This is a genomic window from Rhodanobacter sp. C06, assembly GCF_002001105.1.
Taxonomy (GTDB): Bacteria; Pseudomonadota; Gammaproteobacteria; order Xanthomonadales; family Rhodanobacteraceae; genus Rhodanobacter_A.
This window is the reverse complement of record NZ_MUNP01000077.1, coordinates 1-23,881: the sequence shown is the minus strand read 5'-3', so window position 1 is coordinate 23,881 and position 23,881 is coordinate 1. Positions and strand designations below refer to the sequence as shown.

Genomic DNA, 23,881 nt, shown 5'->3' with positions numbered 1-23,881 from the left:
GCAAAAGCCTCACCCCCTCCCAGCCTCCCCCTGCGCGCAGGAGGAGGGGTGATTGGTGGCCGGTCTTACCGGTTCACAGCCAGTACCAGGTAACGTTGATGCAGCTTCGCGACAGCCGCATCCAGCGCCGCCTCGTCGCCGCTGTTGTCGATCACGTCGTGGGCCAGCGTCAGCCGCTGCTCGCGGCGGGCCTGCTGTGCAAGCATGCGCCGGGCCAGCGCCTCGTCGATGCCATCGCGGGCGATCAGCCTGGCCAGTTGCAGCTCCACCGGCGCATCGACCAGCAGCACGCGGTCGACCCAACGGTAGTGCCCGATGTTCTCGGCCAGCAAGGGGATCGCCAGCAGGCAGTAAGGCGTGGTGCCGGCCAGCGCACATTCGTGCAGCCACTGGCGCACGCGGGGATGGATGATGCCTTCCAGCGTGCGTCGCGCCGCCGGATCGGCGAACACGCGATGACGCATGGCCGGACGATCCAGCCGGCCTTCGGCATCCAGCACCTCGTCGCCGAAGGCGGAGACCACGGCGGCCAGGCCTTCGCTGCCAGGCACGACCACCTCACGTGCAGCGACGTCGGCGTCGTGCACCGGCACCCCCAGCGCGGCGAAACGGCGCGTCACCGCGCTCTTGCCGGCGGCAATGCCGCCGGTGAGGGCGACGACGTAGCTGTTCATCGCAGCCCGGTGAACTGCAGGTAGGCGTGCAGCAGGGCGTCGCCGGCGATGAACCACACCCAGCCGGCCATCGCGATGAACGGGCCGAACGGCATCGGCACGCCACGCTCATGGCGGGAGAGCGCGATCAGACTGCCGCCCACGATGGCGCCGATCAGCGAGGACAGCAGCACGATCGGCAGGATCGCCAGCGGCCCCATCCACGCGCCCAGCGCGGCCAGCAGCTTGAAGTCGCCGTGACCCATGCCTTCCTTGCCGGTCAGCAGCTTGAACAGCCAGTACACGCTCCACAGGCTGAGGTAGCCGATGGCCGCGCCGAGGATCGCGGTGGTGGGCTCCACGAACAGCGGCTTCAGCGCCAGCAGCAGGCCCAGCCACAGCAGGGGCAGGGTGAGTTGGTCAGGCAGCAGCTGGGTGCGGAAGTCGATGCCGGACAACGCGACCAGCGTCCAGGTCAGCACGAGCCCGGCCAGCGCGGGCCAGGTCGGACCCAGCTTCCACACCACGGCGGCGCTCAGCACGCCGCTCAGCAGCTCCACCAGCGGGTACTGGATCGAGATCCGCGCCTTGCAGTAGCGGCAACGTCCGGCCAGCAGCAGCCAGCCGAACAGCGGGATGTTGTCCGCGGCCGACAGGGGATGCTTGCAGTGCGGGCAGTGCGAAGACTCGCGCACGATGCCGGGCGGCAGGGCCTCGTCGCCAGCCTCCAGCTCCAGCACGTCGCGCGCCTCGCGCCGCCATTCGGCCGCCATGCGCTCGGGCAGGCGCAGGATCACCACGTTGAGGAAACTGCCCACCAGCAGGCCGAGCACGGCGGCGAGGGTGATCCAGGCGGTCAGGGGCAGATCGGGCATGTGGGTCGAGTGGTGGCTACAGGGCGCCCAAGCTTACGGACTTGCCGGTAGGAGCGCACCCTGTGCGCGAATGACCTCGCGCTTCGATCAAGGCCAAAAGCAATCGCGCACAGGGTGCGCTCCTACGGCAACGCGATCAGCCCACGGTGCCGGCGAGCTTGAAGATCGGCAGGTACAGCGCGATCACCATGCCACCCACCACTACACCCAGGATCACCATGATCATGGGTTCGAGCAGGGTGGACAGGGTATCGACCGCGTTCTCGACCTCTTCCTCGTAGAACTCGGCGACCTTGAACAGCATGGTGTCCAGCGCGCCGGATTCCTCGCCGATCGCGGTCATCTGCACCACCATGTTCGGGAACAGCCCGGTTTGCTTCATCGCCAACTGCAGCTGGTGACCGACCGAGATGTCGTCGCGCATCTGCTTCACGGCATCACCGTAAACCACGCTGCCGGTGGCGCCGGAGACCGCGTCCAGCGCCTCCACCAGCGGCACACCAGCATGGAAAGTCACGCCCAGGGTGCGGGCGAAGCGAGCGATCGCCGATTCACGCATGATCTTGCCGAACACCGGTAATTTCAGCGTCACGCGGTCCAGAAAATGAGCGAACTTCACTGAACGCCGCTTGCCTGCGATCAGGCCCACCACGCTGCCGATGATGATGAACAGCACCAGCCACCACCAGCTCTTCATGAACTCCGATGCGGCGACCACAAACTGCGTGGGGGCTGGCAGAGCGGCCCCGGCATTCTTGAAGGTCTCCGCGAACACCGGCACCACGAACAGCAGCATGACCATGCAGACCAGGAAGGCCACCGCCACCACCATGATCGGGTAGAACAGCGCCTTCTTGATCTTCTTCTTCAGCGCCTCGGTGCGCTCCTTGTAGGTGGCCACGGTGTCCAGCACGGTGTCCAGCACGCCGGAAGCCTCGCCGGCTTGCACCAGGTTACGGTACAGCTCGTCGAACTGCACCGGGTAGCGGCCAAGCGCCTCGTGCAGCGCCTGACCACCTTCCAGGCCCTGTTTCACATCCATCAGTATGTTCTTGAAGCGGACGTTCTTCTGGCCATCGGCGATGATGTCGAAGGACTGCACCAGTGGCACGCCGGACTTCATCATGGTGGCGATCTGGCGGCTGAACACCGCCACGTCGCGCGGCTTCACCGAGCTGCCGGTAGCGCCGAACAGCGGCTTGGCGCGCTCGCGCACGGTCTGCGGGTTCATGCCCTGGCGGCGCAGTTCGGCCTTCACCAGCGAGGCATTCTTCGCCGGCATGTCGCCCTTCATGCGCTTGCCGCGCTTGTCCAGCGCCACCCACTCGTAGACGGTGAGTTTGCTGACCGCGGAACGCTCGGCGCCGAGCGCGCGCGGGTCTCTCTTGGCAGTTGCGGAAGCCGTGGCCATGCGCTGTCCCCCTGATGGTGCGTTCCGGCGGGCCGTTCGGACCGCGGAACCATTCTGATACCGAAGCTTACGTCATTTTCCTGCCGTGAAACCGTGGCGGCGACCGCAGCTTCGCGGCATGACCCGTGCGCTCCTACCGGGTCGGAAGCTCAATCCTTGGTCACCCGGTCGATCTCGGTGAGGCTGGTGAGGCCCTGTTTCACCTTGAGCAGGGCGGAGGCGCGCAAGTCGTTGATGCCGGCCGCCTTGGCCACCTCGGCGATCTGCAGCGCATTGCCGCCTTGCAGGATGATCTTCTGGATTTCCTCCAGCATCGGCATCACCTGGTAAATGCCCACGCGACCCTTGTAACCCTCGTTGCACTCGTCGCAGCCCCCTGCTTCGTAAAGAGTCAGGCCGTCATCGATGTCTTTCTGGCTGAAGCCGGCGGCCAGCAGCACCTGCGGCGGAAGGCTCTGCGGCTTCTTGCAGCTGTGCAGGCGACGCGCCAGGCGCTGGGCGATGATCAGGGTGACCGAGGAGGTGATGTTGTACGGCGCGATGCCCATGTTCATCAGGCGCGCGACGGTCTGCGCCGCGTCGTTGGTGTGCAGGGTGGAGAGCACCATGTGGCCGGTCTGGGCAGCCTTGATCGCAATCTCGGCGGTTTCCAGGTCGCGGATCTCGCCCACCATGATCACGTCCGGGTCCTGGCGCAGGAAGGAGCGCAACGCGGCGGCGAAGGTCATGCCGCGCTTGACGTTCTGCTGCACCTGGTTGATGCCCTCGACGCGGATTTCCACCGGGTCTTCCACCGTGGAGATGTTGCGCTCGGCGGTGTTCAGCATGTTGAGGCCGGTATACAGCGACACTGTCTTGCCCGAACCTGTGGGTCCGGTGACCAGCACCATGCCGTAGGGCTTGTGGATGGCATCGACGTAGAGCTTCTGCTGGTTCGGCTCGTAACCGAGTTTCTCGATGCCGATCTTCGCCGCCGAGCCGTCCAGGATACGCAGCACGATCTTCTCGCCGAACAGCGTGGGCAGCGAGCTCACACGGAAGTCGATCGCGCGGGTCTTGCTGAGATTGAGCTTGATGCGACCGTCCTGCGGAACCCGCTTCTCGGCGATGTCCAACTGCGCCATCACCTTCAGGCGCGAGGAAATACGGCTGGCGAGCTTCAGCGGCGGACTGGCCACCGCTCGCAACATGCCGTCCATGCGCAGGCGCACGCGGTAATGACTCTCGAATGGTTCGAAATGGATGTCCGAGGCGCCGCGTTTGATCGCGTCCACCAGGATCTTGTTGACGAACTTCACCACTGGTGCGTCGTCGATGCCTGTAGCGTCTATACCGCCTGGCGCCTCATCGACATCGCCGCCCTCGGTGTCCAAGTCCTCCAGGTCGTCGCCACCCATGTCTGGCATCACGTCGTGCATGCTGCTGAGCGCGATGTCGATGGTGCGGTTGAGCTGGCTGCGCTCCACCAGGATCGGCTCCACCATGCAATTGGAGTGGAACTTGATCTCCTCCAACGCATCCAGCTGCATGGGGTCGGCGATGCCCACGAACAGGCGCTTGCCGCGCCGGAACAGCGGTAGCGCACGATGCTTGGTCAGCAGGGCCTCGCTGACCAGGTTGATCGGGAGTTGCGCCGGGTTCATTGCAGCCACGTCCAGCATCGGCATGCCGAATTCCAGCGAAGCCAGGCGCAGCAGGCGCAGGCCGTCCACCAGATTCTGGTCCAGCAGCCATGAGGTCAGGGTGACGCGTTGCTGGCCGCTTTCCACAACCGCGCGGCGTGCGTCGGCCTCAGGCAGCAGGCCTTCGGCTACCAGCCGCCGCGCAAGCCCGGTCAGCCCAGTGAGCGGCGTTTGCATTGCAGATGACATGAGTGACGATCCCCGGACCCTATTGGCGCCGAATCTACCCCAGTCGGGGCCGCGGGTCATCCGCGAAAAGCGTCTTGCAGGCCGCCCGAGTCTCCAAAGCAAGACGTTTGCCTCCCTTCCCAACCAACGGGGGGCGAGGCACTGGCGGGACTCCCTCCCCTGCGTGCAGGGGAGGGATGGGGTGTCTTTGGCTTTTGCATGGGCTACGCGCAAATCCCCAAGAGTGCCATCGGGAGGCTTCGAACATGTGCATGAGCCACGGTCGTGGTGCCAGCTTCACGTTATGATTCGCGGAGACTAGGGGAACACGCCGTTGAGCCACCTAAGCATCATCCTGCCCGCCAAGAACGAGGCCCCTGCGCTGGCCGACCTGTTGCCGCGGTTGCGCGCCGCCCATCCCGAGGCCGAGGTCATCGTGGTGGACGATGGCTCGACGGATGAGACGCGCCGGATCTGCACCGAAGCCGGGGTTGCCTGTCTCTCCTCGCCGTATTCGATGGGCAACGGCGCGGCGATCAAGCGTGGTGCCCGTGCCGCCAGCGGCGACCTCCTCGTCTTCATGGACGGTGACGGCCAGCATGATCCGGCCGACGTGGCGCGCTTGCTGGCGAGGCTCGACGAGGGCTACGACATGGTGGTCGGTGCCCGCGACTGGGGCAGCCAGGCCGGAGTGGGCCGCGGAGTAGCCAATACGCTTTACAACTGGCTGGCCACCCGCATGACAGGGCATGAGGTGGCCGATCTCACCTCCGGCTTCCGCGCCGTGCGCGCGGAAAAGTTCCGCGAATTCCTGCATCTGCTGCCCAACGGCTTCAGCTACCCCACCACCAGCACCATGGCGTTCTTCCGCAGCGCTTACCCGGTGGCCTACCTGCCGATCAAGGCCGCGCAGCGCGTGGGCAAGAGTCATATCAAACCGATCAAGGACGGCGTGCGTTTCCTGCTGATCATCTTCAAGATCGCCACGCTGTATTCGCCGCTCAAGCTGTTCGTGCCGGCGGCGGCGACATTCTTCCTGCTCGGTTGCGCGAACTACGCATGGACCTTCGCGCACGATGGGCGCCTCACCAACGGCAGCACCTTGCTATGGAGCGCAGCCGTGATCGTGTTCCTGATCGGGCTAGTGTCCGAGCAGATCACGGCGCTGACGTACAGGCGGCTGACCTGAGCCTCACATGTCGGGATCGAGTCCAACACATGGTGCGGAGCCGGATCCATGGCGAACAGTCCATCCTCCGACCTTGGACAGCATCTGCGCGATCGTGGTCACATTTCAGCCGGACGCGGAGTTTCCGGATCGATTGGATCGCTTGTCCACCGAATTTCGCCGTGTGTTCGTCATCGACAATGCTTCCAGTTCGTTGCGGATTCGGGAAGACGACAAGATCAGGGTTTTGCAAAACGACCACAACGTCGGGATTGCCGCCGCGCTGAACCGTGGCTTGCGGGATGCGCACGCGGCGGGCTATGCGTGGGCGGTAACCTTTGATCAGGATTCCGAGCCGGTGGAAGGCTTTGCTGAAGCCATGCTTGCCTCTGTGCGTGCGTTGAAAACATGCAGGCTTTTGCTGGGAGCAAACTACGTTGATGTCCATCGGAGGCGCTTGGCGCACCACGTGGGCTCGCAAAGATCCGCGCCAGTCCGCAGGACCACATTGATCACTTCCGGGATGTTGTTACCGGTGGGCTTCGCGCTCGCCATCGATGGGTTCCGCGAGGACTTTTTCATCGATTCGGTGGATCATGAATTCTGCCTGCGCGCAGCGGATCATGGTGCTGGTGTCTTCGTGACACGGGAACCGTTGATGCGTCATGCCATCGGAGCGCCTGTCGCTGGTGTTCGCTGGGCACGTGCGCTGTCTTCCGCCCACCCGGCCTCGCGGAAGTATTTCATCGCGCGAAATGCCCTCTGGACCGTGCGCCTGCATGCGTACCGTCATCCGCTGTGGTCGTTGCGGCAATTTGCACGCGTCATTGCGGAGGCTGTCGGAATACTGTTGTTCGAGACAGGCCGTTTCACCAAGATTGGCGCCTTCTTGCGCGGTATCAGGGATGGCGTGATGGTGGATGTGCGTCGTGCGCGCTGAATCAGCGGCGGCGAGTACGCTGCCAAAATTGGCCGTGATTGGCGTTCATACCGCAAGCGAAGCCTACCCGAACACGCTTCATTCGATGCAAGGACTTCGACGGCACTTCGACGTCAACGAAATCAACATCCCGCTGCTTCCTCGGGAAGGCGGCGCAATGCGCGCCCGTGGCGGCCTGCTGTCGAAGGCGTGGAAGTTTGTATCGGCTCATGCGCGCGTCATCGCAAAGGGGCTGGCAATGCGTCCTCGACCGGTGCGCGCATACGTGCCCTATCCTGCGCCGATACTGCTCTTCGCATGGTCGCTGGTGCCGCGCGGCTTGCGGCCACGGCGCATAGTGGCAGACGCATTCATCTCACTGTTCGATACGGTGGTAAATGATCGCGGCCTGCTTCGACCAGCCGATTGGCGGGCCAGGATTCTGTGGCGCATCGAACGACGGGCATATGGCATTGCAGATGCCGTGATAGTGGACACTGACCAGAATGCAGAATTCTACGCGTCGCTGTTTCGCCTTCCGCGCGAGCTGTTCATCGCTGTTCCGCTCGCGACCAACGAGCGCGAGTTCACGCTTTCGCCGCCACCTGTCCACCGTGGGGCATGCAACGTCCTGTTCGTCGGCACATTGGTACCGCTGCACGGAATCTCGACGATCGTCGATGCGGCCAAGCTCTTGGCGGGGCGGCAGGACATTCGGTTTACCATCGTTGGTACTGGGCAGCAGGCAGAAATCCTGGAGTCGGCTCTGCGTGCCGGAGCGGCCAACATGACATGGGAGCGGGAGTGGAAGACGCCGGCACAACTTGCGTTCTGCATCAGGCAAGCCGACATCTGCCTTGGCGTGTTCGGGGGCGGTCCAAAGACGCAGCGCGTGTGTCCATACAAGGTCTATGCCTATGCAAGCATGGGGCGCCCGATAATCACCGCACGAACCGCGTGGTTGGAGCGAGCCGCAGCAAGGTTCGGGCAGATGCCGTTCACGGCCGTCACGGCTGCAGATGCCGAAGCCCTTGCCGCCGAAATTGCCAGGCTCGCCGATGACGAGGCGCTGCGTGGCGTGATGGCCAGCCGTGCGAGCGAATTTTACGGTGCCGTGCTGGCCAACCGGATAACGTTCACCGCACTCCGCGCAAGCATCTTGGGTGAGGCCAATCCATGAGCAACGGTGTCATCGTCGGCTTGACCTTGCACTACCGTGATGCATCACGGACCTTCAACTGCTTGCGCTCTCTGCTTGAAGACGGGGTTTCGCACGTACTCGTCTGGGACAACAGCGCGGATGGCGAGGCGAGTGCCGCAGAACTCGAACGCTTGATGGGTAGCGAACGGCGATGCCGGATTGTCACGGCGAATAGGAATCTTGGCTTCGCCGCGGGCGTCAACCGGGGCCTGGAAACGCTGGCTGTTGAATTCCCGGACAGTCCAGTGCTGTTGATCAACAACGATGCAACCCTGCTGCCGGATGCGCTCCGAGTGTTCCGGGATGCGCTGGAGGCGAGTCCGAATGCCGAAGTCCTGTACCCTGACATCGATCATGGCGGCTGGGTACGCGGCACGGTCTACTACCATCGCTTGACTGGCCTGATCACGGACCGCCGTTTGCCTGGCTCCTTCCCCTATGCCAGTGGATGCTGCCTGCTGGTGAATCTTCCGAAGTCGGGGGCGACATTGTTCGACGAGGACTTCTTCATGTATGGGGAGGACATTGAGTTGGGTGCCAGATTGTCACGACGCAACGGCGCGATGGTGCATGTGCCAAAGCTGCTCGTGCATCACGAAGGCTCGGCCAGCAGCCGCATGGGTTCGCAGTTCTACGAGGCGCGTGTGGTGGCTGCGCAGTTGCTCATTGCGCGCAAGCTGTCGAACGGGTGGGCTGACCGTCTGTTGATCATTGTGCTGCATGTCATCTTGCTGGGTGTACGAGGCCTAGTGCGGAGTTTGCGTTTCCGCAGCCTGACGCCGCTGCGAGCGTTACGTGATGGGAGTGGGATCGCGAGGGAGCATGCGAGCTCCTAGAGTTTCTTACGGAAGAGAAAGAAGGGCTCGTCTTGATTGATGCCATGGGTGTCGGCGTCGGTGTCTGGAAGCAGTTCGGAGTGCAGGTACGCCAACGGCTCCAAGCCACTTGCAGCGAATCGCTTGAATATATCACTTCCGTACAACCGGACATGGTCGGCTTGCCCATAGGCTTGCAGCCGTGCCTTGTCGTCAGCGATACCTTGATCCTCCCAAGTAGCATGCAACTTTCGGGCGAATGGAGTTTGCAAGATTGCATGGCCTCCGGGCTTCAATACACGGTAGACCTCCTGCAGTGCGCGCCTGTCGTCGGCAACGTGTTCAAGTACATGGTTGGCAATCAGGAAGTCGAATGACCCTGGTTCTGCATCGATGGCCATCATATCGATGCGCCGCACAGCGGGGGATGTTGGCTCCAAATCGCAACGAACATAGGTAGATGGTTCCGCCGCAGCGATCCAGTGAGACAAGTTGCGCTCCGGTGCGAAGTGCAAAATTGCCTTGCCGCGCATTGTTTCCAGCAATCCAGACGACTGCAGGAACATCAGCATGTGGCGTTCGCGATCATGCCCGCGACAGTGGGGACAGGCAAAGCGATCCAAGTCGCTACCTACCACATGGAGCTCACGCATCAGTGGAGGCTGGTTTTTGGAGCCGCCACAATATGGCAGGAATTTCCAGGCCCTGCGACCGCACAGTACGCAGCGCCGGGGGCCTCCAGGCAACAGTGCGAGTGCAATACCTTGGGCAAATCGAAACAACTTCGTGATCATGTCTGAATCATACTGTCAGCGGTGATACAACACCCGGCCCTTGTCACCGCGCCAGATCATGCGTAGTCGGTGAATCGCCTCGGCGTAGATGATGCGGAGGAGCGATCCGACTGCCAGCAGGCAGGTACGCAAGCGGCCATAGGGTGATGCGGTGAATACCCGTGGCGCCCAAACACGGAGTAGATTCCAGCGTCCTTGGCGACGTGCCGTCCCGAATACTCGTCGAAGGAAATCTGCCAAGCCAGATGCCTGGTCGGCGGCGCCAAGCATGCCGGCAGGTACGCTGTTCATTGCTTCCCAGTACAACTCGCGTACCAGATCGCTTGAGGTTGTCGTCATGGATCCGACCGAGTTCAATCGGTAGGCCACAAGTGGCCTCCCTAGATGTGCCAGCGAGCCATGCCTGGCAAGCAACAGGTGCATGCGATAGTCGATGAAGGGGCGGTCGATCGAAAGCAACTCTTCTTTGAACATGGCCCGGTAGAGCATGGAGCTTGTGTTGAGGAAATTGCCGCGGCGATACAGGGACGCCAAGCTGTGGTGGCCGTCACCCGCGTCGTTGAATACGCCGATGCGCTCACCGTCTTCACGGATGGCTACGGCGTTGGCGTAAATTGCCGGGCATTCCGAGTGGGTGTCCAAGAACTCGATCTGGTGCTCCAACTTGCCAGGCAGCCAGTAATCGTCACCGTCGAGGTGTGCCAGATAGCATCCACTTGCGCGTCGCAGCAGGTCTTGAATATTCGCGCTTGCGCCTAGTCGTTGTGGCCGACGCAAGTGCACCACCCGCTGCGGATTTGCGGCGGCGTATTCGGCAATGATTTCGCTGGTGCCGTCGTCGGAGCAATCGTCGCCGACCAAGATTTCGAGCAGCCGGTCGGTCCGTTGTTGCAGGACGCTGTCCAAGCACTGCCGGATGTATGCGCGCTGGTTGCACGTAGCGATGCAAACGGATACGGATGAGGGCGGCATGCTGCGGCCTGTCTCGCGTCGGTCAGGGGGGGCGGGTACGTCGGATGTCATGGCTGCGTGTCTTTGTTGCCAGGCAAGCGCGACGCCAGCGCGGATCGAGACAGGTGCGTGAGCTCCGTAGCCGCAGGGTTGCGGAATATGGCCGCGCCGCCAAGGTAGACCACGGCTGCCGCCAGTATGCTTGTAAGCGTCGCGACGATGGTAGGCGCGCTCCAATGCAGGATGCCCCATCCGGCCACCGCGCTGGCGAGGCACAGCAGCAAGGTATGCTTCTGGTCGACGATCTGCTCCAGCACACCGTAGCTGAGCATGCGCTGCGAGTAGTACGTATTGACGGCGATGCTGAGCATGCTGCCCAGCAGTACGGCTGCCGCCACGGCGATAGGACCGAACGGCGCGGCCACCAGTACGAGCGCGATCGACACCGGCTTCTTGAACAGTTCGAGTCGCAGCAACAGGTCGGATCTGCCGCAGGCGGTGAGGGCGGCAAGGTTCAACACGTGCAAAGGCCATGGCGCCGCGGCCAGTGCGAGGAGGGTCAGCACCGGTGCCGCCGAAAGCCAACGTGCGCCGTAGACGAGTGCAATCAGCGGTTTTGCCGCCAGCGCCAGACCGATCATGCAGGGCAGGAACAGGAACAGCGAGACGCGCAACGACAGGCGCAGGGCCTGGCGAAGCCTCACGGGCTCGCCCGAGAGCTCCGAGAACACCGGCAAGCCAACGCGGCTGAGCACCGTTCCGACGAAGCCGACCGGCGCCTGCTGCGCGTTCTGCGCCAGCGTGTAGTAGCCAAGTGTCGCGGCGTCGAATAGCCGGCCGAGCAGTAGCGCTTGTGCGCGTACGTATACCGTGTCGAGCAACTGGGCCAGTAGCATGAAGCCGCCAAATCCGAACAGGCGACGGAACGAGGCGTGATTGACACGCCCGACGGGTTTCCAGCGGGCGTACAGCCACAGTAGGGTCGCCCGCAAGCCGATTGCGATGACGGACTGCCATGCGATGCTCCAGACACCGAACCCATTCAGCGCCAACGCAACGGCGACAAAGCCGGAAATGCCCGATGCGACGATTTCGGCGTGCGCACGCGCAGCGAAGTCTAGGCGCTTGGTGAGCAGGGCATCGGGCACAGCCGCCAGCGCACCCAGCGGCAGCACCCAGGCGACGAGTCGGGTCAAAGGGACCAGCTGCGGCTGGTGGTAGAACGCGGCGATGTGTGGCGCAGCGAACCAGAGCGCGAATCCCGCCGCAGCACCGATCGTCATGCTGTAGGCGAACACAGTGGTCTCGTCGTCGGCTGTGATGCCCTGCCGCTGGATCAGTGCGGTGCCGAAGCCGGAATCGACCAGCAACACGCCGACACTGGTGAACACGATCAGCATGGCGATCAGGCCGAAGTCGGTCGGTGTCAACAAACGTGCGAGCACGATCGTGACTGCGATCTGCACACCGTAACGCGCGAGGATTTCCAGCGCGCTCCACATGGTGGCGTGAGTGGCCTTGGCCGCTATTGATTGCATGCACTCACGTTGCGGCAGGGCGCGCTGGCTTACGTGGATCGGGATTGGTTCGCAAGATGAATTTACCTTCAGGATTTCAAGTGCCGTCACCGACAAATATCTCCAGGCTTTCGAAGACAAGCTCAACGAGCGTCCGAGAATGCGGTTAGGACTCCGTACACCGAGACAGGTTTTCGAGGCACCCTTCAACCGTCGTGCACCTCGGAGTTCAATTCACTGTCCAACTCTGCGAGCAGGGATTTTTCGAGTGAAAGCAGGTCCTTGGAGCGATCTCGTAGTCTCCGCGCTGGCATGCCAGCGTAGATTGACCATGCATCGAGGTCTTTTGTGATCAACGATAGCGCCCCAACAGAGACTCCTTCATTTGCTGTGACGCCTGGAAGAATCACGCTGCCGGTACCGACAATCACGTGCTTCATAAGTATAACTGGACCTGAAGTTACCCCCAGATATTTCTCCGGCACTGTGGGGTTGGTCAGGGTTCGTCCGGAGTAGTCGTCTGTGGCGGTGTAGATTCTCACTCCAGCGGACAGGCCAGAAAAGTCTTCAAGTACAATGCCGCTGCCTGCATAGAGTCCACAATAGCCGGCAATGTGGACAAACGATCCAATCTTTGTGAAGCCGTTGCCGGCGGCGATGATTGAGCAGTAGCCGTCAATACGAACGTTATCTCCTAGCTCAATGTTGTTCAGTCCAATGATTGTGCAGCTCCTGGCAATTCGCACATTTTTCCCGACTTTCTTGAACCCGAAGTCGACGAGCTGTTCGTCTGAGAAATAGCCAGGATCGAAAGGATTGTTCATGTAATCGAGTCTCTATAGATGGCCAAACGCTTGAGGTAACCGGTGCGAGCCCACGTAGCGGGTGAGCACTCGGTTAACCGACTAGTTGGGCACCGTGACCTGTGGCACGAAACTCCAAAGAGCTGCTAGCACCAGAAGCAGCCCGCCGAACACAACGGCGAGCTAGTTTAGCCACGACAGGTGCGTATTTTGGTATTCGGCGGATACGGTTGCGATTGACCCGGCCATGGTTGATGTACTGCACGTAGTCGAAGAACACGAAGGTATCTACGGCCTGCATAAGCTGAAAGTAGCCGATGTAGGGGGTACGGCTGCATCACCGCCGCGATCATGCGCCGTCGCTCATGCAGGCTCTGCAAACCGCCGCAATGGTCTCGATGTCGTCGGTGCCCAGCGACACGCCGGTCGGAAGTATCGCGACCCGATTGGCTATCGCCACACTGTGTTCGAGCAGCAGGCCTGCATGGGGAAACAGTTCCCGGTAGGGCAGCATGCCGTGGCAACCCGGCCAGAAGTATTTTCGTACAAGCACGTTTTCCGCATGCAATGCGGCGACGAGATCGTCGCGGCGCTTGCCGTCGCGCCCCGAATCGACTTCCACGACCACGTACTGGTAATTCGGGTTGGTGGCGGGGTCATAGTCGAGCAGCCGGAGGCCGTCGATGCCGGCCAGGGCGGCGGCGTAGGTTTCGTAATTGTGGCGATTGGCTTCGACGAAACCGGGCAAGGCGTCGAGGTTGACCAGTCCCATCGCCGCGTTGATCTCGGGCATCTTGCCTTTGGTGCCTGGGTGGATCACGTTGTCGTAGCCGACGAAGCCGAAGTTACGCATCAGACGCATGGTCTCGGCCAGATCGTCGTCGTCGGTGACCGCGGCGCCACCTTCGAAGGTGTTGAACACCTTGGTCGCGTGAAAGCTCAGCACCTCGCAGGCGCCGAAGCGACCGATGGTCTGGCCTCGATATGTGCAACCGAAAGCATGCGCGGCATCGAACATCAGCTTCAGGCCGTGCTCGTCTGCGACGGCCTGCAGTGCGTCGATGGGCGCGGGCCGTCCCCACAGGTGTACGCCGATGATGCCGCTAGTGCGAGGGGTGATCATGCGGCGCACGGCGTCAGGATCGAGATTGTGTGTCGCAGGGTCGATATCGGCGAAGACTGGCGTGATGCCCTGCCAGTGCAAGGCATGGGCCGTGGCAATAAAAGTCCACGACGGGACGATGACTTCGCCCGTTAGTCCCAGGGCACGAATGGCGATTTCCAGAGCAACAGTGCCGTTGCACATGGCAATGCAGTGCTTGACGCCCAGATGGTCGGCGATGCGTCGCTCGAGCTCCTGCACAATTGGACCGTTGTTGGTCAGCCACTTACTATCCAGGACTTGGGCGGCCCGCTGCAAAAATGCCTCGTGGTTGCCCAAGTTGGGGCGGCCGACATGCAACGGTTCGGCAAATGCGGGTGGCGCGCCGTTGATGGCGAGGTCGAATTTGTCGCGGATGACCTTGATCGGCATGGCTGATGTCGGTAGTGGCTTTGGTATGACGGGGTGGGCAGATGGGCCTAACCCGTAGGCATGCAACTATGTGCAGGGGCTCTTTAAGATCGCTATGACCCAAACTTTAGATCGCCATTGAGAAGTATGTGTAGCTCGCGGATGCTTCCGTTCAATCGGCCACCGATATTCAGCGGGCGAAGTTGTTGCAAGGCCTTGCGTGCTTCATTGTAGCGATCCAAGGCGGCCAGCATGCGGACCAGTGTGATGCGGTAGGCCGGTTCGCTCGGTGCGTCTTTTACGGCGCCCTCGATCATGCGCAGGCCCAAGGCGTGGTTGTCCAGCACGTTCCACGCATAGTCGCCGTACGTGGCCTGCAACCGTGCGCTGGGAGTGTGGTGATCCAGCGCGGCCTCGAATGCCTGCACCATGCGTGCGGTGGGCAGCGCGCACGCGCGGTCCCTGGCGCATTGCGCCAGCGCGGCGAGCGAGCTTTCGTCCTGCACGCCGGGCTTTCGCGCCTTCAGCTTGGCGATCATGCTGTCCCACCACTGCGGCTTGAGCGGTAGGCCCATACGCGAGTTCATGAAGATCAGTGCCTGCTGCGGCAGGATCGAGGACTCTGGGAAGCTCGCCGCTTTTTCCAGTGGTGCGTAGGCCAGCCGCGTATACGGCGAAGCTGGATCGTAGTGTGAGTAGATGATGTAGATGCGACCCAGTTCGTACTGGGCGCGGGGCGAGTCGGGTGCGCGCGCGGCCAAGTCTTGAGCCAGCCGCAGCGGGTCGCCCCAGGCGTAGGCGGTAGCCGTGGTCAATCCGGCCCACCACAGCAGCAGGCAGGCCAGCAGCACGCGCCGGGGTAGCCGCCAGCGATGTCGGTGCACGGCGGGCTGCACGGCACCCGGCGAGACGGCCGCCAGCCATGGCACCACGGCCAGCAGCACGCCGAAGCTGGCGAAGTAGTTGCGGTGCTCGTAAACCAGTTCCAGCGGGATGATGGTGCCGGTCATCACGTGGCAGCCCAGGTACAAGGCGATCCCCAGTGCCACCAACGGCTGGCGGCGACGCAACCGGAACACCAGAACGAACAGCGCGGTGATTCCAAGCAGGCTGGTCAGCGTTGTCCATGGCGACAGCAAGCCAGTCGAGATGCGGAACTGGTCGTGATAGAAGGACAGTACCTGTGGCGTGGGCAGCAGCGTCCACCCGATGTAATCGCAGACCACGCGCGCTTCGCTAAGCAGGCGCTCGCCCAGAGTGAAATCGCGCGTGGCCCAATTGGCGGTATTCAGCACTCCGGGCAACAGCCAGATCAATCCCGCCAGCAGCGGCAGTGCCAACACCACCACGAACAAGCCCGCGATCCGCCCGTCCCATTCCCGGTAGGAGCGCACCCTGTGCGCGACCACCGCCTCATCCGGAGCATTATCACGTCCAGGGCCCGCTCCTACGGATAGCGATACGCGCTTGAAGCGAAACAGGATCCATTCGACCAGGAACGCATACAGCGGCAGCATCGCCGCAGTTTCCTTGGCCAGCAGGCCGATGACGGTGGAAATGACGAGGCTGACGGCGCAGAGCCAGAAGCCACCCCACACGCCTTCTGTGTAGGAGCGCGCCCTGTGCGCGAATTGGCGTTGCGAGCTGTCTTGAGGCGGCGCGCTTTCCAAAAGCATTCGCGCACAGGGTGCGCTCCTACACCACAGCATGCGCTGACGCCCGGCGACATACCCAATCAGCCCCAGCAGCACGAACAGGTTCGCCATGCTTTCCTCGCGCTGCACTACATACAGCACGGCGGTGAGGTTGATCGGCAACAGCATCCAGCCTGCCGCGATCAGTGCCGCGAGGATGCCTGCGCGTCGCCAATCCCCCTCCCCTGTATGCAGGGGAGGGCTGGAGTGGGGTACGGCCAGCAGCAACATTCTTGCGAGCAAGAACACGAGCGTGCCGTTCAACAGGTGCACTGCAAGGTTGAACAGCTTCCAGCTCCAGGGATTCAAGCCGCTCACCAGGTAGTTCGCGGCGAAACTCAGCGAAGCCAGTGGCCGCTTGAACTCGCTGGCCGGCGAGGACAGCGCGGCGCGCACCAGTGCGGGCACGCTGGCCGCATGCGGCTGCACGCCGGGGTTATCCACGATGTTGGGGTAGTCGTCGAACAGCCAGCTGCCGGAGAGGCCGGACCAATAGACGGCGGCAGTAATGAGCAGGGCGAGCAACAGCAACCGGCGCACGATAGGCGGTTTCAGGGAATGGATCATGTCGTCACAACGGGAGCATGGTGGCCGGCATCCTGGCGTGTGGCCGCGCGCTCTGCCGATTCCCGCGGTCAATGACCAGTCGTATCGGCGTGGGGTCGGGAAGCCGGGTATGGGGCCCTTGGTCAGTACCGGCTCTGCAGACGGTCAGAAGTTTCTGCAAGGGGAGGCGAATCACTGGTGCAGTGTCGTGGCGGAAATGTTGCGTCTGACGAGCAGCTCAAGCTCCGAGATCTGCTTGTCGAGGCGCCCTGCGTAGTTCAAGTGCCTCAGTGCGTCGATCTGTTCCTGTGCTTTGGCTGCCTGTCCGGCGCGCGCGTAGAGTGCTGCCAGATCGATGCGGTAGGCGGGTTCGCTCGGTGCGCCGATGACTGCCAGATTGAGGTATTTTGCCGCCAGCATGTCGTCGTGCAGGATGTCGCGTTGGAAGTCCGCATAGGCGCCGTTGAGCCGCGCGATGGGGTGTGGCCGAGAGAGCGCTGCCAGATAGGCGCGCTGCAACTGCGCGGCATCGAATTTGCAGATGCCTTTGCCGTAACAGGCGGTCAGCGTAACCAGCGCGTTGATGTCCCCCTGTCCCGTTGGCTGGTTGAGTAGTTTGCGCGCCATCGAGTCCCATAAAGCACCATCGTCGCCTTGCTGGCCGTGATCGACGAGCATGATCAGCGCCTGATCGGGCGACACGGACGCCCCCGGAATCGCAGCTGCCTGCAGGAAGTATTTCCAGGACGCGTCCAATGCCTTGCCGGGCTGATAGTTCGACGCGATCAGGAATTGGCGGCCGGCCTCGTATACCGCACGTTCCGAATCCGGGTGGTTGGTGGCTTCTGCAACGGCCAAGCGCAGCGGATTGGACCAGTCCTGCGCTCTCAGGTGAGTGACCAAGGCGAACCAAAGCAACCCAATGGCGACCAGAAACCCGCGCAGTATCGGCAATGCGATCCTCCAGCGCAGGCCAAGCAACCACGTGCCGGCTGCCAGCAACACGCCGATCGACGCGAAGTACATGCGCTGCTCGTAGACCAGTTCCAGCGGGACGATGGTCGCGGTCAGCAGCTGCGCGGCGAAAAACCAGCCGATGCCGAGTGAAATCAGTGGTTGGCGATTGCGTAGCCAAACCGCAAGTACGCCCAACGCGGCCAACGAGACGATCGCAGCCAAGGTGGTCCACGGCGTCAGCAGCCCGGTCGATATCACGATCTCGTCGTGGTAGAGGCTCAATACCGTCGGATTGGGCAGAAGTGTCCAGTGCAGGTAATCCACCAGCACGCGCGCTTCGGTCAGAAGACGCTGTGCAAGCGTGAAATCGCGGCCAACCCAGGAGCCGGGGTGCAAGGCGACACGCAGCAGCCACGCCGTACCCAGCACGGCCGGAACGAACAGGGTGACGACGAAGGTCCACCAGAGGCGTGCGTCCCGCGTCTGCTTTTCGGATGCTCCGGGCAATGGGTGGCCCGCCGGGGTGGCGCGTGCAAACCGCAATATGACCCATTCGGCCAGGAACGCGAGCACCGGTAGCAAGACGGCGGTTTCTTTCGACATCAGTCCCAGCGACGTGCCCAACACGATGCCGCCGACGACCAGCGCAAATCCACGGTGGTCGCGGCGCTTGTCGCGCGCCGTCAGCATCATCCAACGTCCGTGCAGGTAAGCCCACAAGCCGGCCAACACGAATACCTGACACAGGCTTTCCATGCGTTGCACCACGTACAGCACGGCCATCAGGTTGATCGGCAGAACCATCCACGCCGTGCTCACGATCAGCGCGAGGCGCGTTGCGGCGGCAGGGTCGAAAGCGGTGTGGCCCAGCTCTCCGTCGGGCAGGGAGGGAGAGGCTTGCGAAAACCGGCTTTGCCGCCAACCTGCCAATTGCAGCAGTGCCCGCAGCATGCAAAACAGCAGCACGCCGTTGATCAGGTGAATGACGACGTTGGTGACCTTGAACGGCCAGGGGCTGCCGTTGCCCATCATCCAGTTGAGCGAGAACGTGAGCGAGGCCAGTGGCCGGCGCAGGAAGCTGGACGGGGACGACAGCGCCGAGTTTACCCAGGCCGCCAGCGTCGAGTGCCCTTGCGAGATGTGGATGGCCGCGTTGTCCACGATGTTCGGGTAGTCGTCGAACACCCAGCCGCCGGCGATGCCCGGCCAGTACACGGCGGCTGTCGCCGCCGCAGCGAGTGCCAGCAACAGCCAAGGCAACCATGGGCGGGCACGTTCATTCATGTGCAATGGGTCAATCCAAAAATAGGGGATGAGGCATGTTAACTAAACCATGGGTTCGACCAACCCGTGGTTCGGGTATCAGCGACCATGATGACCCTGCGGCCCACAAAAGAAGGGCCGCACAAGGCGGCCCTTCGAGAGTGACACGGGAAACAACGATCAGCGGCAGCTGGCCGGGAGGTACTTGGTCGGCACGGTGCCAGTGCACTTCCAGGTGATCGGACCGGTGACCTGGGTGGTGGCGGTAATGGCAGCGCCGTTGGCATACGGCGTGAAGACGACGGTCTTGGTATCTGCGTCGCTGTTCGTGCCGGTGACCGTGGCGGTGATGACACCGTTCGTACCGACTTCCAGATCGGAAACATATTGCGAGGCGACGCTCGCTTGTGTGGCCGGCAGGCCGGCCGAAGCGTTTTTGCTGGGGACCGTACCGGTCGACTGGACCGTTTCTGCCACGGCGGTGCGTGCCATGTCGACGGCGGAAAGCGCCTCGGTCACCTTGGAGCGGATGATGTAGTTCTGGTAGGCCGGCACGGCGATGGCTGCGAGGATCGCGATGATCGCGACCACGATCATCAGTTCGATCAGGGTGAAGCCTTTCTGCATGGTCTTCATGGTGGTTCCTTCTGTTGGCTAGCTAGCGGTGTGCCCCCTGGGTTCCGGCCCCGATACCCCCTAGGCGGGATCGAACCCCAACACGACTTGGTCAGGAACGACCAGGAAGCTGGCGGTATCGAAGCATCTAACATGCCACGACCACCGCTGGCATATTGCCTCATGTCGCGGCGCTTGTGTGTTGTGCATGCGATCACGAAAGGGTGCCACCGGTAGTGGGGGCGCCTGGTTTTGTGCGCTTGCCGGCACTTCGGTTGCTTCGTGAGGCCTGATCATTTTGGGCAGCTTGTGACGCAATTTGTCAGCTTGCGGCCGATCGAGGTGGCGTGGGGTGCCCGGCATGGAGTGCCAAGAGCTTGGGCAGATGTGCCCGCAAGCGGGAATACGTTGCCACTATTGATGTCCGGCAGCCCTTGCTTGCGCCGCATTCGTCCAGCGTGTGCTGCTTGGTGCCAAGGCAATGGATGGCTGATCCGCAATGGTCACTTTTGCCTGGCGGGGGCATGCGGCATCACGGGTGGCGAATCCCGTCAGCTTTGCGTCCTGACTCAATCGGCGAAGCGGGTGAAATCGTCCAGGTGGCGGGTGGCGATAGCGTGGACGATGGCCCAGTCGATGGCGCTGTAACTGTGTACGGCGAGGTTGCGGAAGCCGACAGCCTTGCGCAACTGCGATGCAAGCGTGGCATCCAGCTTGTGCGTCGAGGTCAGTTGCTCGAATGCTTGGCCCATGGTGTCGGGTGGTGGCAGGCCCGAGTCGGCCAATACGTGCAAGGCCAGGTCGACGCAGAGTTGGACGGCGCGACTGAGGTTGAGTACCACGATGTCCTGCAGATCGGGACTGGCTGCAAGTGCGTCTGCGGTGGCAGGGCATTTGTCGCGGACGCGTAGGAGGAAGCGCTGCAGCGAGTCGAGCTTGCGGCCGACGATCAGTGCGTCCATGCGCGCCTCCGTTCCTCCAGCATGCGCGTCACATAGGGCACGAAGTCTTCCATGGCATAGACATGACGGGACATCAGGTTCGCGTGTGCAGCGGTACTGCCGATGATGCGTTTGCCGTGCTTGAGGATCTGGCCCAACAGGGGCTCGCCGACCGCATGCAGGTCGATCAAATCCACCGGCCGGCCGGTGGCGAGGGCAAGCTCCTCGATCAGTTGCATGCGCAGAGCGGTGTCGAGCGGCTTGGCCGCCTGCACAGCCACATCCACGTCGCTCTCCGGGCGGGCGCGCTCTTGGGCGACCGAGCCGAACACATAGGCCAGCCCGATCTCCGGGTGCGTCGTAAGTACGCGCTGTACTTGGAGTGTGGACATGAGAAACCCATCCGCCATTGGCGCTGCGCCGCCAGTCTAGTGGGTTTTCGGCGTGTCGAGCCGGGTCGCTTGCGTGGTGCCGGCTTGCCGCTTACCTTGCCTCTTTGACATCACCTAGGGGAACGACCATGAAGCAAGCCCTGACGGCGCTGCTGCTGCTGGCACTGGTGGCCTCGCCCGCGCTGGCGGCGGACACCGACACGGTGGCGCCGATCGATACCACGATCACCGTGGACCACGCGCCGCACCCGTTCAACGTGCGCGACCTGGTGATGATGCAGCGGGTGAGCGATCCGCAGCTGTCGGCGGACGGGCGCTACGCGGCGTTCGGTGTGCGCAGCACGGACTACGCGGCGAACAAGGGCGTCAACGCGATCTACGTGCTGGACCTGGCGCAGGACGGTGCGAAGCCGGTGAAGCTGGTGAACATGGTGGCTTCCTCGCCGCGCTGGTCGCCGGACGGGCGCAGCCTGTACTTCCTCGCGCCGGTGCAGGGCGTGACCCAGTTGTGGCGGCGCGGCGTGGGCGACCTGCTGGGCGGGGCGCACCATGCGCCGATGAGCATCGCGCCGGTGCAGGTGAGCCACGGTCCGCTGGACATCCAGGACTACAAGCTGGCACCGGACGGCAAGAGCGTGTTGCTTTCCTACGCGGTGTTCACCGACTGCGCAGGCCCGCTGGCCTGCACCAAGGCGAAGCTGGACCAGCGCGCGGCGGACAAGGCCACCGGCACGCTGTACAAGAAGCTGTTCGTGCGGCACTGGGATACCTGGTCCGACGGCACGCGCAACCAGCTTTACCTCGGCCGCTTCGATGCGCACGGCCAGCTGCCGGCGGAGCCGACGCTGCTCACGCGCGGCATCGACGGCGACGTGCCCAGCAAGCCATTCGGCGACGACAGCGAGTTCGCCTATTCGCCCGACGGCAGGACGGTGTATTTCGACGTGCGCATCGCCGGCCACAGCGAGCCGTGGTCCACCAACTTCGACATCTACAAGGTGCCGGCCGACGGTTCGTCCGCCCCGGTGAACCTCACGGCTGAAAACAAGGCCTGGGATGGCTGGCCCGTGCCCTCGCCGGACGGCAGGACGCTCTACTACCTCGCGCAGAAGACACCGGCGTTCGAATCCGACCGCTTCGCCATCATGGCGCTGGACCTGGCGACCGGTGCGAAGCGCGAGATCGATCCGCACTGGGATCGCTCGCCGGGCGGCATGGGCATTTCCGCCGACGGCAAGACGCTCTACGTGACTGCCGACGACGAGGGCCGGCACCCGCTGTTCGCGGTGGACACGGCCAGCGGCAAGGTGCGCCAGCTGGTGGGCGATGGCGAGGTGGACGGCTATTCGCTGGCCGGTTCGCGCCTGCTGCTGGCCCGCAACGACCTCAAGCGTCCCACCGATCTGTACACCGTGGATGCCGACGGCAAGGATCTCAGGCAGGTCACGCACTACAACGCCGACCTGCTCAGGAACGCGCACGAGGGCGATTTCGAGTTCTTCACGTTCAAGGGCTGGAACAACGAGCCGGTGCAGGGCTACGTGATGAAGCCGGCGGGCTATGAACCCGGCAAGAAGTACCCGGTGGCCTTCATCATCCACGGCGGTCCGCAGGGCGCCATGACCAACAGCTGGAGCTACCGCTGGAATCCGCAGACCTATGCGGGGCAGGGCTTCGCCGTGGTCACGATCAACTTCCACGGCTCCACCGGTTACGGCCAGGCGTTCACCGACTCGATCTCGGGCGACTGGGGCGGCAAGCCGCTGCAGGATCTGAAGCTCGGCTGGCAGGCCGCGCTGGCCAAGTACTCCTTCCTCGACGGCAACCGCGCCTGCGCGCTGGGCGCGAGCTACGGCGGCTACATGACTTACTGGATCGCCGGCGTGTGGAGCCAGCCGTGGAAGTGCTTCGTCGACCACGACGGCGTGTTCGACATGCGCATGATGTATTACGCCACCGACGAGCTGTGGTTCGAGGAGCACGAGAACGGCGGCCCGCAGTTCGAGGTCCCCGCGAACTACGAGAAGTTCAACCCGCTAGCCCACGTCAAGGACTGGCGCGTGCCGATGCTGGTGGTGCACTCCGGCCACGACTTCCGCATCCCGCTCAGCCAGGGCCTGGGCGCGTTCACCGCGCTGCAGCGGCGCGGCATCCCCAGCGAGTTCCTCACCTTTCCGGATGAAAGCCACTTCGTGTTGAAGCCGCACAACAGCGTGCTGTGGCACGACACGGTGAACGCGTGGCTGAAGCAGTGGACGGCACCGGAGGCTGCGGCGAAGCAGTAGCCGAAGCACCCCACCCCAACCCTCCCCTGCAAGCAGGGGAGGGAGTTCACGCGGCACGATATGTTGGTTTTCTCCTCCTGCTTACCGGGGGCCCAATACATCACATTGCCAATGCTTGCATGGGGCGGCACATCACTCCCCTTTGCTTGCATGGGCAGCACATCGCTCCCTAGCGCTTGTATGGGAGGGAGAGCCGCACATCATTCTCCTCCCCCTGCTTGCAGGGGGAGGTCGGGAGGGGGTAAAGCTTCCCGCTCGCCAATGGCAAGGACTGGCCATGCAACGGAAATGGGAACGCGCCCGTCAGCTGCGCAATGCAGCCACCGACGCCGAACGACACCTGTGGCGCCATCTGCGTGGCGAGCAACTCGGCGGATTCAAGTTTCGCCGTCAATATCCGCTGGCAGGTTACATCGTTGATTTCGTCTGCATTCCTGCGAGGCTCGTACTTGAACTCGATGGCGGTCAGCACCAGGAGGCGGTGAGTTACGACGCGGCACGCACGCGTGCTATCGAGGCGCTTGGCTATCGAGTGCTGCGCTTCTGGAACGACGATGTGTTGCTGCGTACCGATGCGGTGCTGGAGGAAGTGCTACGGAACCTGGAGTCAGGTTGAGGGTGCAGAGCGACCCCACCCCGGCCCTCCCCTGCAAGCAGGGGAGGGAGACAAGGCATCAGTCCGCTGAATCCACCCGCTCCCCCTGCTTGCAAGGGGGAG

The 23,881-nt window shown here is 62.9% G+C and carries 20 protein-coding genes; 6 read left to right on the top strand and 14 right to left on the bottom strand.

Features of this window, described 5'->3' with window-relative positions; genetic code table 11:
- Positions 1-65: 65 nt before the first annotated feature.
- From coaE to pilB, 4 genes are all read right to left on the bottom strand, one after another.
- Positions 66-674: a dephospho-CoA kinase gene (gene coaE, locus B0E52_RS16855; RefSeq protein WP_077485738.1), complete on the bottom strand. Its 609-nt coding sequence runs from the start codon at positions 672-674 to the stop codon at positions 66-68.
- On the bottom strand, positions 671-1,528 hold the full coding sequence (locus B0E52_RS16850; RefSeq protein ID WP_077485736.1) for an A24 family peptidase: 858 nt from the start codon (positions 1,526-1,528) through the stop codon (positions 671-673). The genes coaE and B0E52_RS16850 overlap by 4 nt, the downstream gene beginning before the upstream one ends.
- A gap of 136 nt (positions 1,529-1,664) precedes the next feature.
- Positions 1,665-2,939 (bottom strand): type II secretion system F family protein, encoded by a 1,275-nt coding sequence (locus B0E52_RS16845; protein ID WP_077485734.1) that lies wholly within the window; start codon positions 2,937-2,939, stop codon positions 1,665-1,667.
- A gap of 149 nt (positions 2,940-3,088) precedes the next feature.
- The gene (gene pilB, locus B0E52_RS16840; RefSeq protein ID WP_077485732.1) at positions 3,089-4,810 is read right to left on the bottom strand and encodes a type IV-A pilus assembly ATPase PilB; all 1,722 of its coding nucleotides are present in this window, start codon (positions 4,808-4,810) and stop codon (positions 3,089-3,091) included.
- A 313-nt stretch (positions 4,811-5,123) separates the two neighbouring features.
- Between pilB and B0E52_RS16835 the strand changes: the two genes are divergently transcribed.
- The 4 genes from B0E52_RS16835 to B0E52_RS16820 all read left to right on the top strand — a co-directional run bounded on the left by B0E52_RS16835 (position 5,124) and on the right by B0E52_RS16820 (position 8,913).
- Positions 5,124-5,978 (top strand): glycosyltransferase family 2 protein, encoded by an 855-nt coding sequence (locus B0E52_RS16835; RefSeq protein WP_077485730.1) that lies wholly within the window; start codon positions 5,124-5,126, stop codon positions 5,976-5,978.
- Between the two features lie 73 nt (positions 5,979-6,051).
- Positions 6,052-6,897 (top strand): glycosyltransferase, encoded by an 846-nt coding sequence (locus tag B0E52_RS16830; RefSeq protein ID WP_168174220.1) that lies wholly within the window; start codon positions 6,052-6,054, stop codon positions 6,895-6,897.
- Complete coding sequence (locus tag B0E52_RS16825) at positions 6,887-8,056, top strand: glycosyltransferase (RefSeq protein ID WP_168174219.1); 1,170 nt, start codon at positions 6,887-6,889, stop codon at positions 8,054-8,056. Before B0E52_RS16830 ends, B0E52_RS16825 begins: the two co-directional genes overlap by 11 nt.
- Entirely contained in the window at positions 8,053-8,913 is an 861-nt protein-coding gene (locus B0E52_RS16820; protein WP_077485724.1) for a glycosyltransferase, read from the top strand. The genes B0E52_RS16825 and B0E52_RS16820 overlap by 4 nt, the downstream gene beginning before the upstream one ends.
- On the opposite strand, the gene B0E52_RS16815 is transcribed toward B0E52_RS16820, so the two are convergent.
- The 10 genes from B0E52_RS16815 to B0E52_RS16765 form a co-directional block, all read right to left on the bottom strand.
- Positions 8,910-9,464 carry a class I SAM-dependent methyltransferase gene (locus B0E52_RS16815; protein ID WP_168174218.1) on the bottom strand — a complete coding sequence of 185 codons (555 nt, stop codon included), beginning with the start codon at positions 9,462-9,464 and terminating at the stop codon, positions 8,910-8,912. The genes B0E52_RS16820 and B0E52_RS16815 overlap by 4 nt on opposite strands.
- Positions 9,465-9,701: 237 nt before the next feature.
- On the bottom strand, positions 9,702-10,658 hold the full coding sequence (locus B0E52_RS16810; protein ID WP_256363993.1) for a glycosyltransferase: 957 nt from the start codon (positions 10,656-10,658) through the stop codon (positions 9,702-9,704).
- 47 nt (positions 10,659-10,705) lie between these two features.
- Positions 10,706-12,265 carry a lipopolysaccharide biosynthesis protein gene (locus B0E52_RS16805; protein WP_139351736.1) on the bottom strand — a complete coding sequence of 520 codons (1,560 nt, stop codon included), beginning with the start codon at positions 12,263-12,265 and terminating at the stop codon, positions 10,706-10,708.
- A gap of 95 nt (positions 12,266-12,360) precedes the next feature.
- Complete coding sequence (locus tag B0E52_RS16800) at positions 12,361-12,978, bottom strand: acyltransferase (protein WP_077485718.1); 618 nt, start codon at positions 12,976-12,978, stop codon at positions 12,361-12,363.
- Between the two features lie 328 nt (positions 12,979-13,306).
- Positions 13,307-14,491 (bottom strand): aminotransferase class I/II-fold pyridoxal phosphate-dependent enzyme, encoded by a 1,185-nt coding sequence (locus B0E52_RS16790; RefSeq protein ID WP_077485716.1) that lies wholly within the window; start codon positions 14,489-14,491, stop codon positions 13,307-13,309.
- A 92-nt stretch (positions 14,492-14,583) separates the two neighbouring features.
- Positions 14,584-16,731, bottom strand: a complete 2,148-nt coding sequence (locus B0E52_RS16785; protein ID WP_077485714.1) for a hypothetical protein — start codon at positions 16,729-16,731, stop codon at positions 14,584-14,586.
- Positions 16,732-16,902: 171 nt separating this feature from the next.
- Positions 16,903-18,951, bottom strand: a complete 2,049-nt coding sequence (locus tag B0E52_RS16780; RefSeq protein ID WP_077485712.1) for a hypothetical protein — start codon at positions 18,949-18,951, stop codon at positions 16,903-16,905.
- Positions 18,952-19,110: 159 nt separating this feature from the next.
- Positions 19,111-19,566 carry a pilin gene (locus B0E52_RS16775; protein ID WP_077485710.1) on the bottom strand — a complete coding sequence of 152 codons (456 nt, stop codon included), beginning with the start codon at positions 19,564-19,566 and terminating at the stop codon, positions 19,111-19,113.
- Between the two features lie 548 nt (positions 19,567-20,114).
- On the bottom strand, positions 20,115-20,507 hold the full coding sequence (locus tag B0E52_RS16770; RefSeq protein ID WP_077485708.1) for a DUF86 domain-containing protein: 393 nt from the start codon (positions 20,505-20,507) through the stop codon (positions 20,115-20,117).
- Positions 20,495-20,878: a nucleotidyltransferase domain-containing protein gene (locus B0E52_RS16765; RefSeq protein WP_077485848.1), complete on the bottom strand. Its 384-nt coding sequence runs from the start codon at positions 20,876-20,878 to the stop codon at positions 20,495-20,497. Before B0E52_RS16765 ends, B0E52_RS16770 begins: the two co-directional genes overlap by 13 nt.
- Before the next feature lie 128 nt (positions 20,879-21,006).
- On the opposite strand from B0E52_RS16765, the gene B0E52_RS16760 reads away from it, so the two are divergent.
- Together B0E52_RS16760 and B0E52_RS16755 are read left to right on the top strand one after the other, a co-directional pair.
- Positions 21,007-23,163 (top strand): S9 family peptidase, encoded by a 2,157-nt coding sequence (locus B0E52_RS16760; protein WP_077485706.1) that lies wholly within the window; start codon positions 21,007-21,009, stop codon positions 23,161-23,163.
- A gap of 277 nt (positions 23,164-23,440) precedes the next feature.
- On the top strand, positions 23,441-23,779 hold the full coding sequence (locus tag B0E52_RS16755) for an endonuclease domain-containing protein (RefSeq protein WP_077485704.1): 339 nt from the start codon (positions 23,441-23,443) through the stop codon (positions 23,777-23,779).
- Positions 23,780-23,881 lie beyond the last annotated feature (102 nt).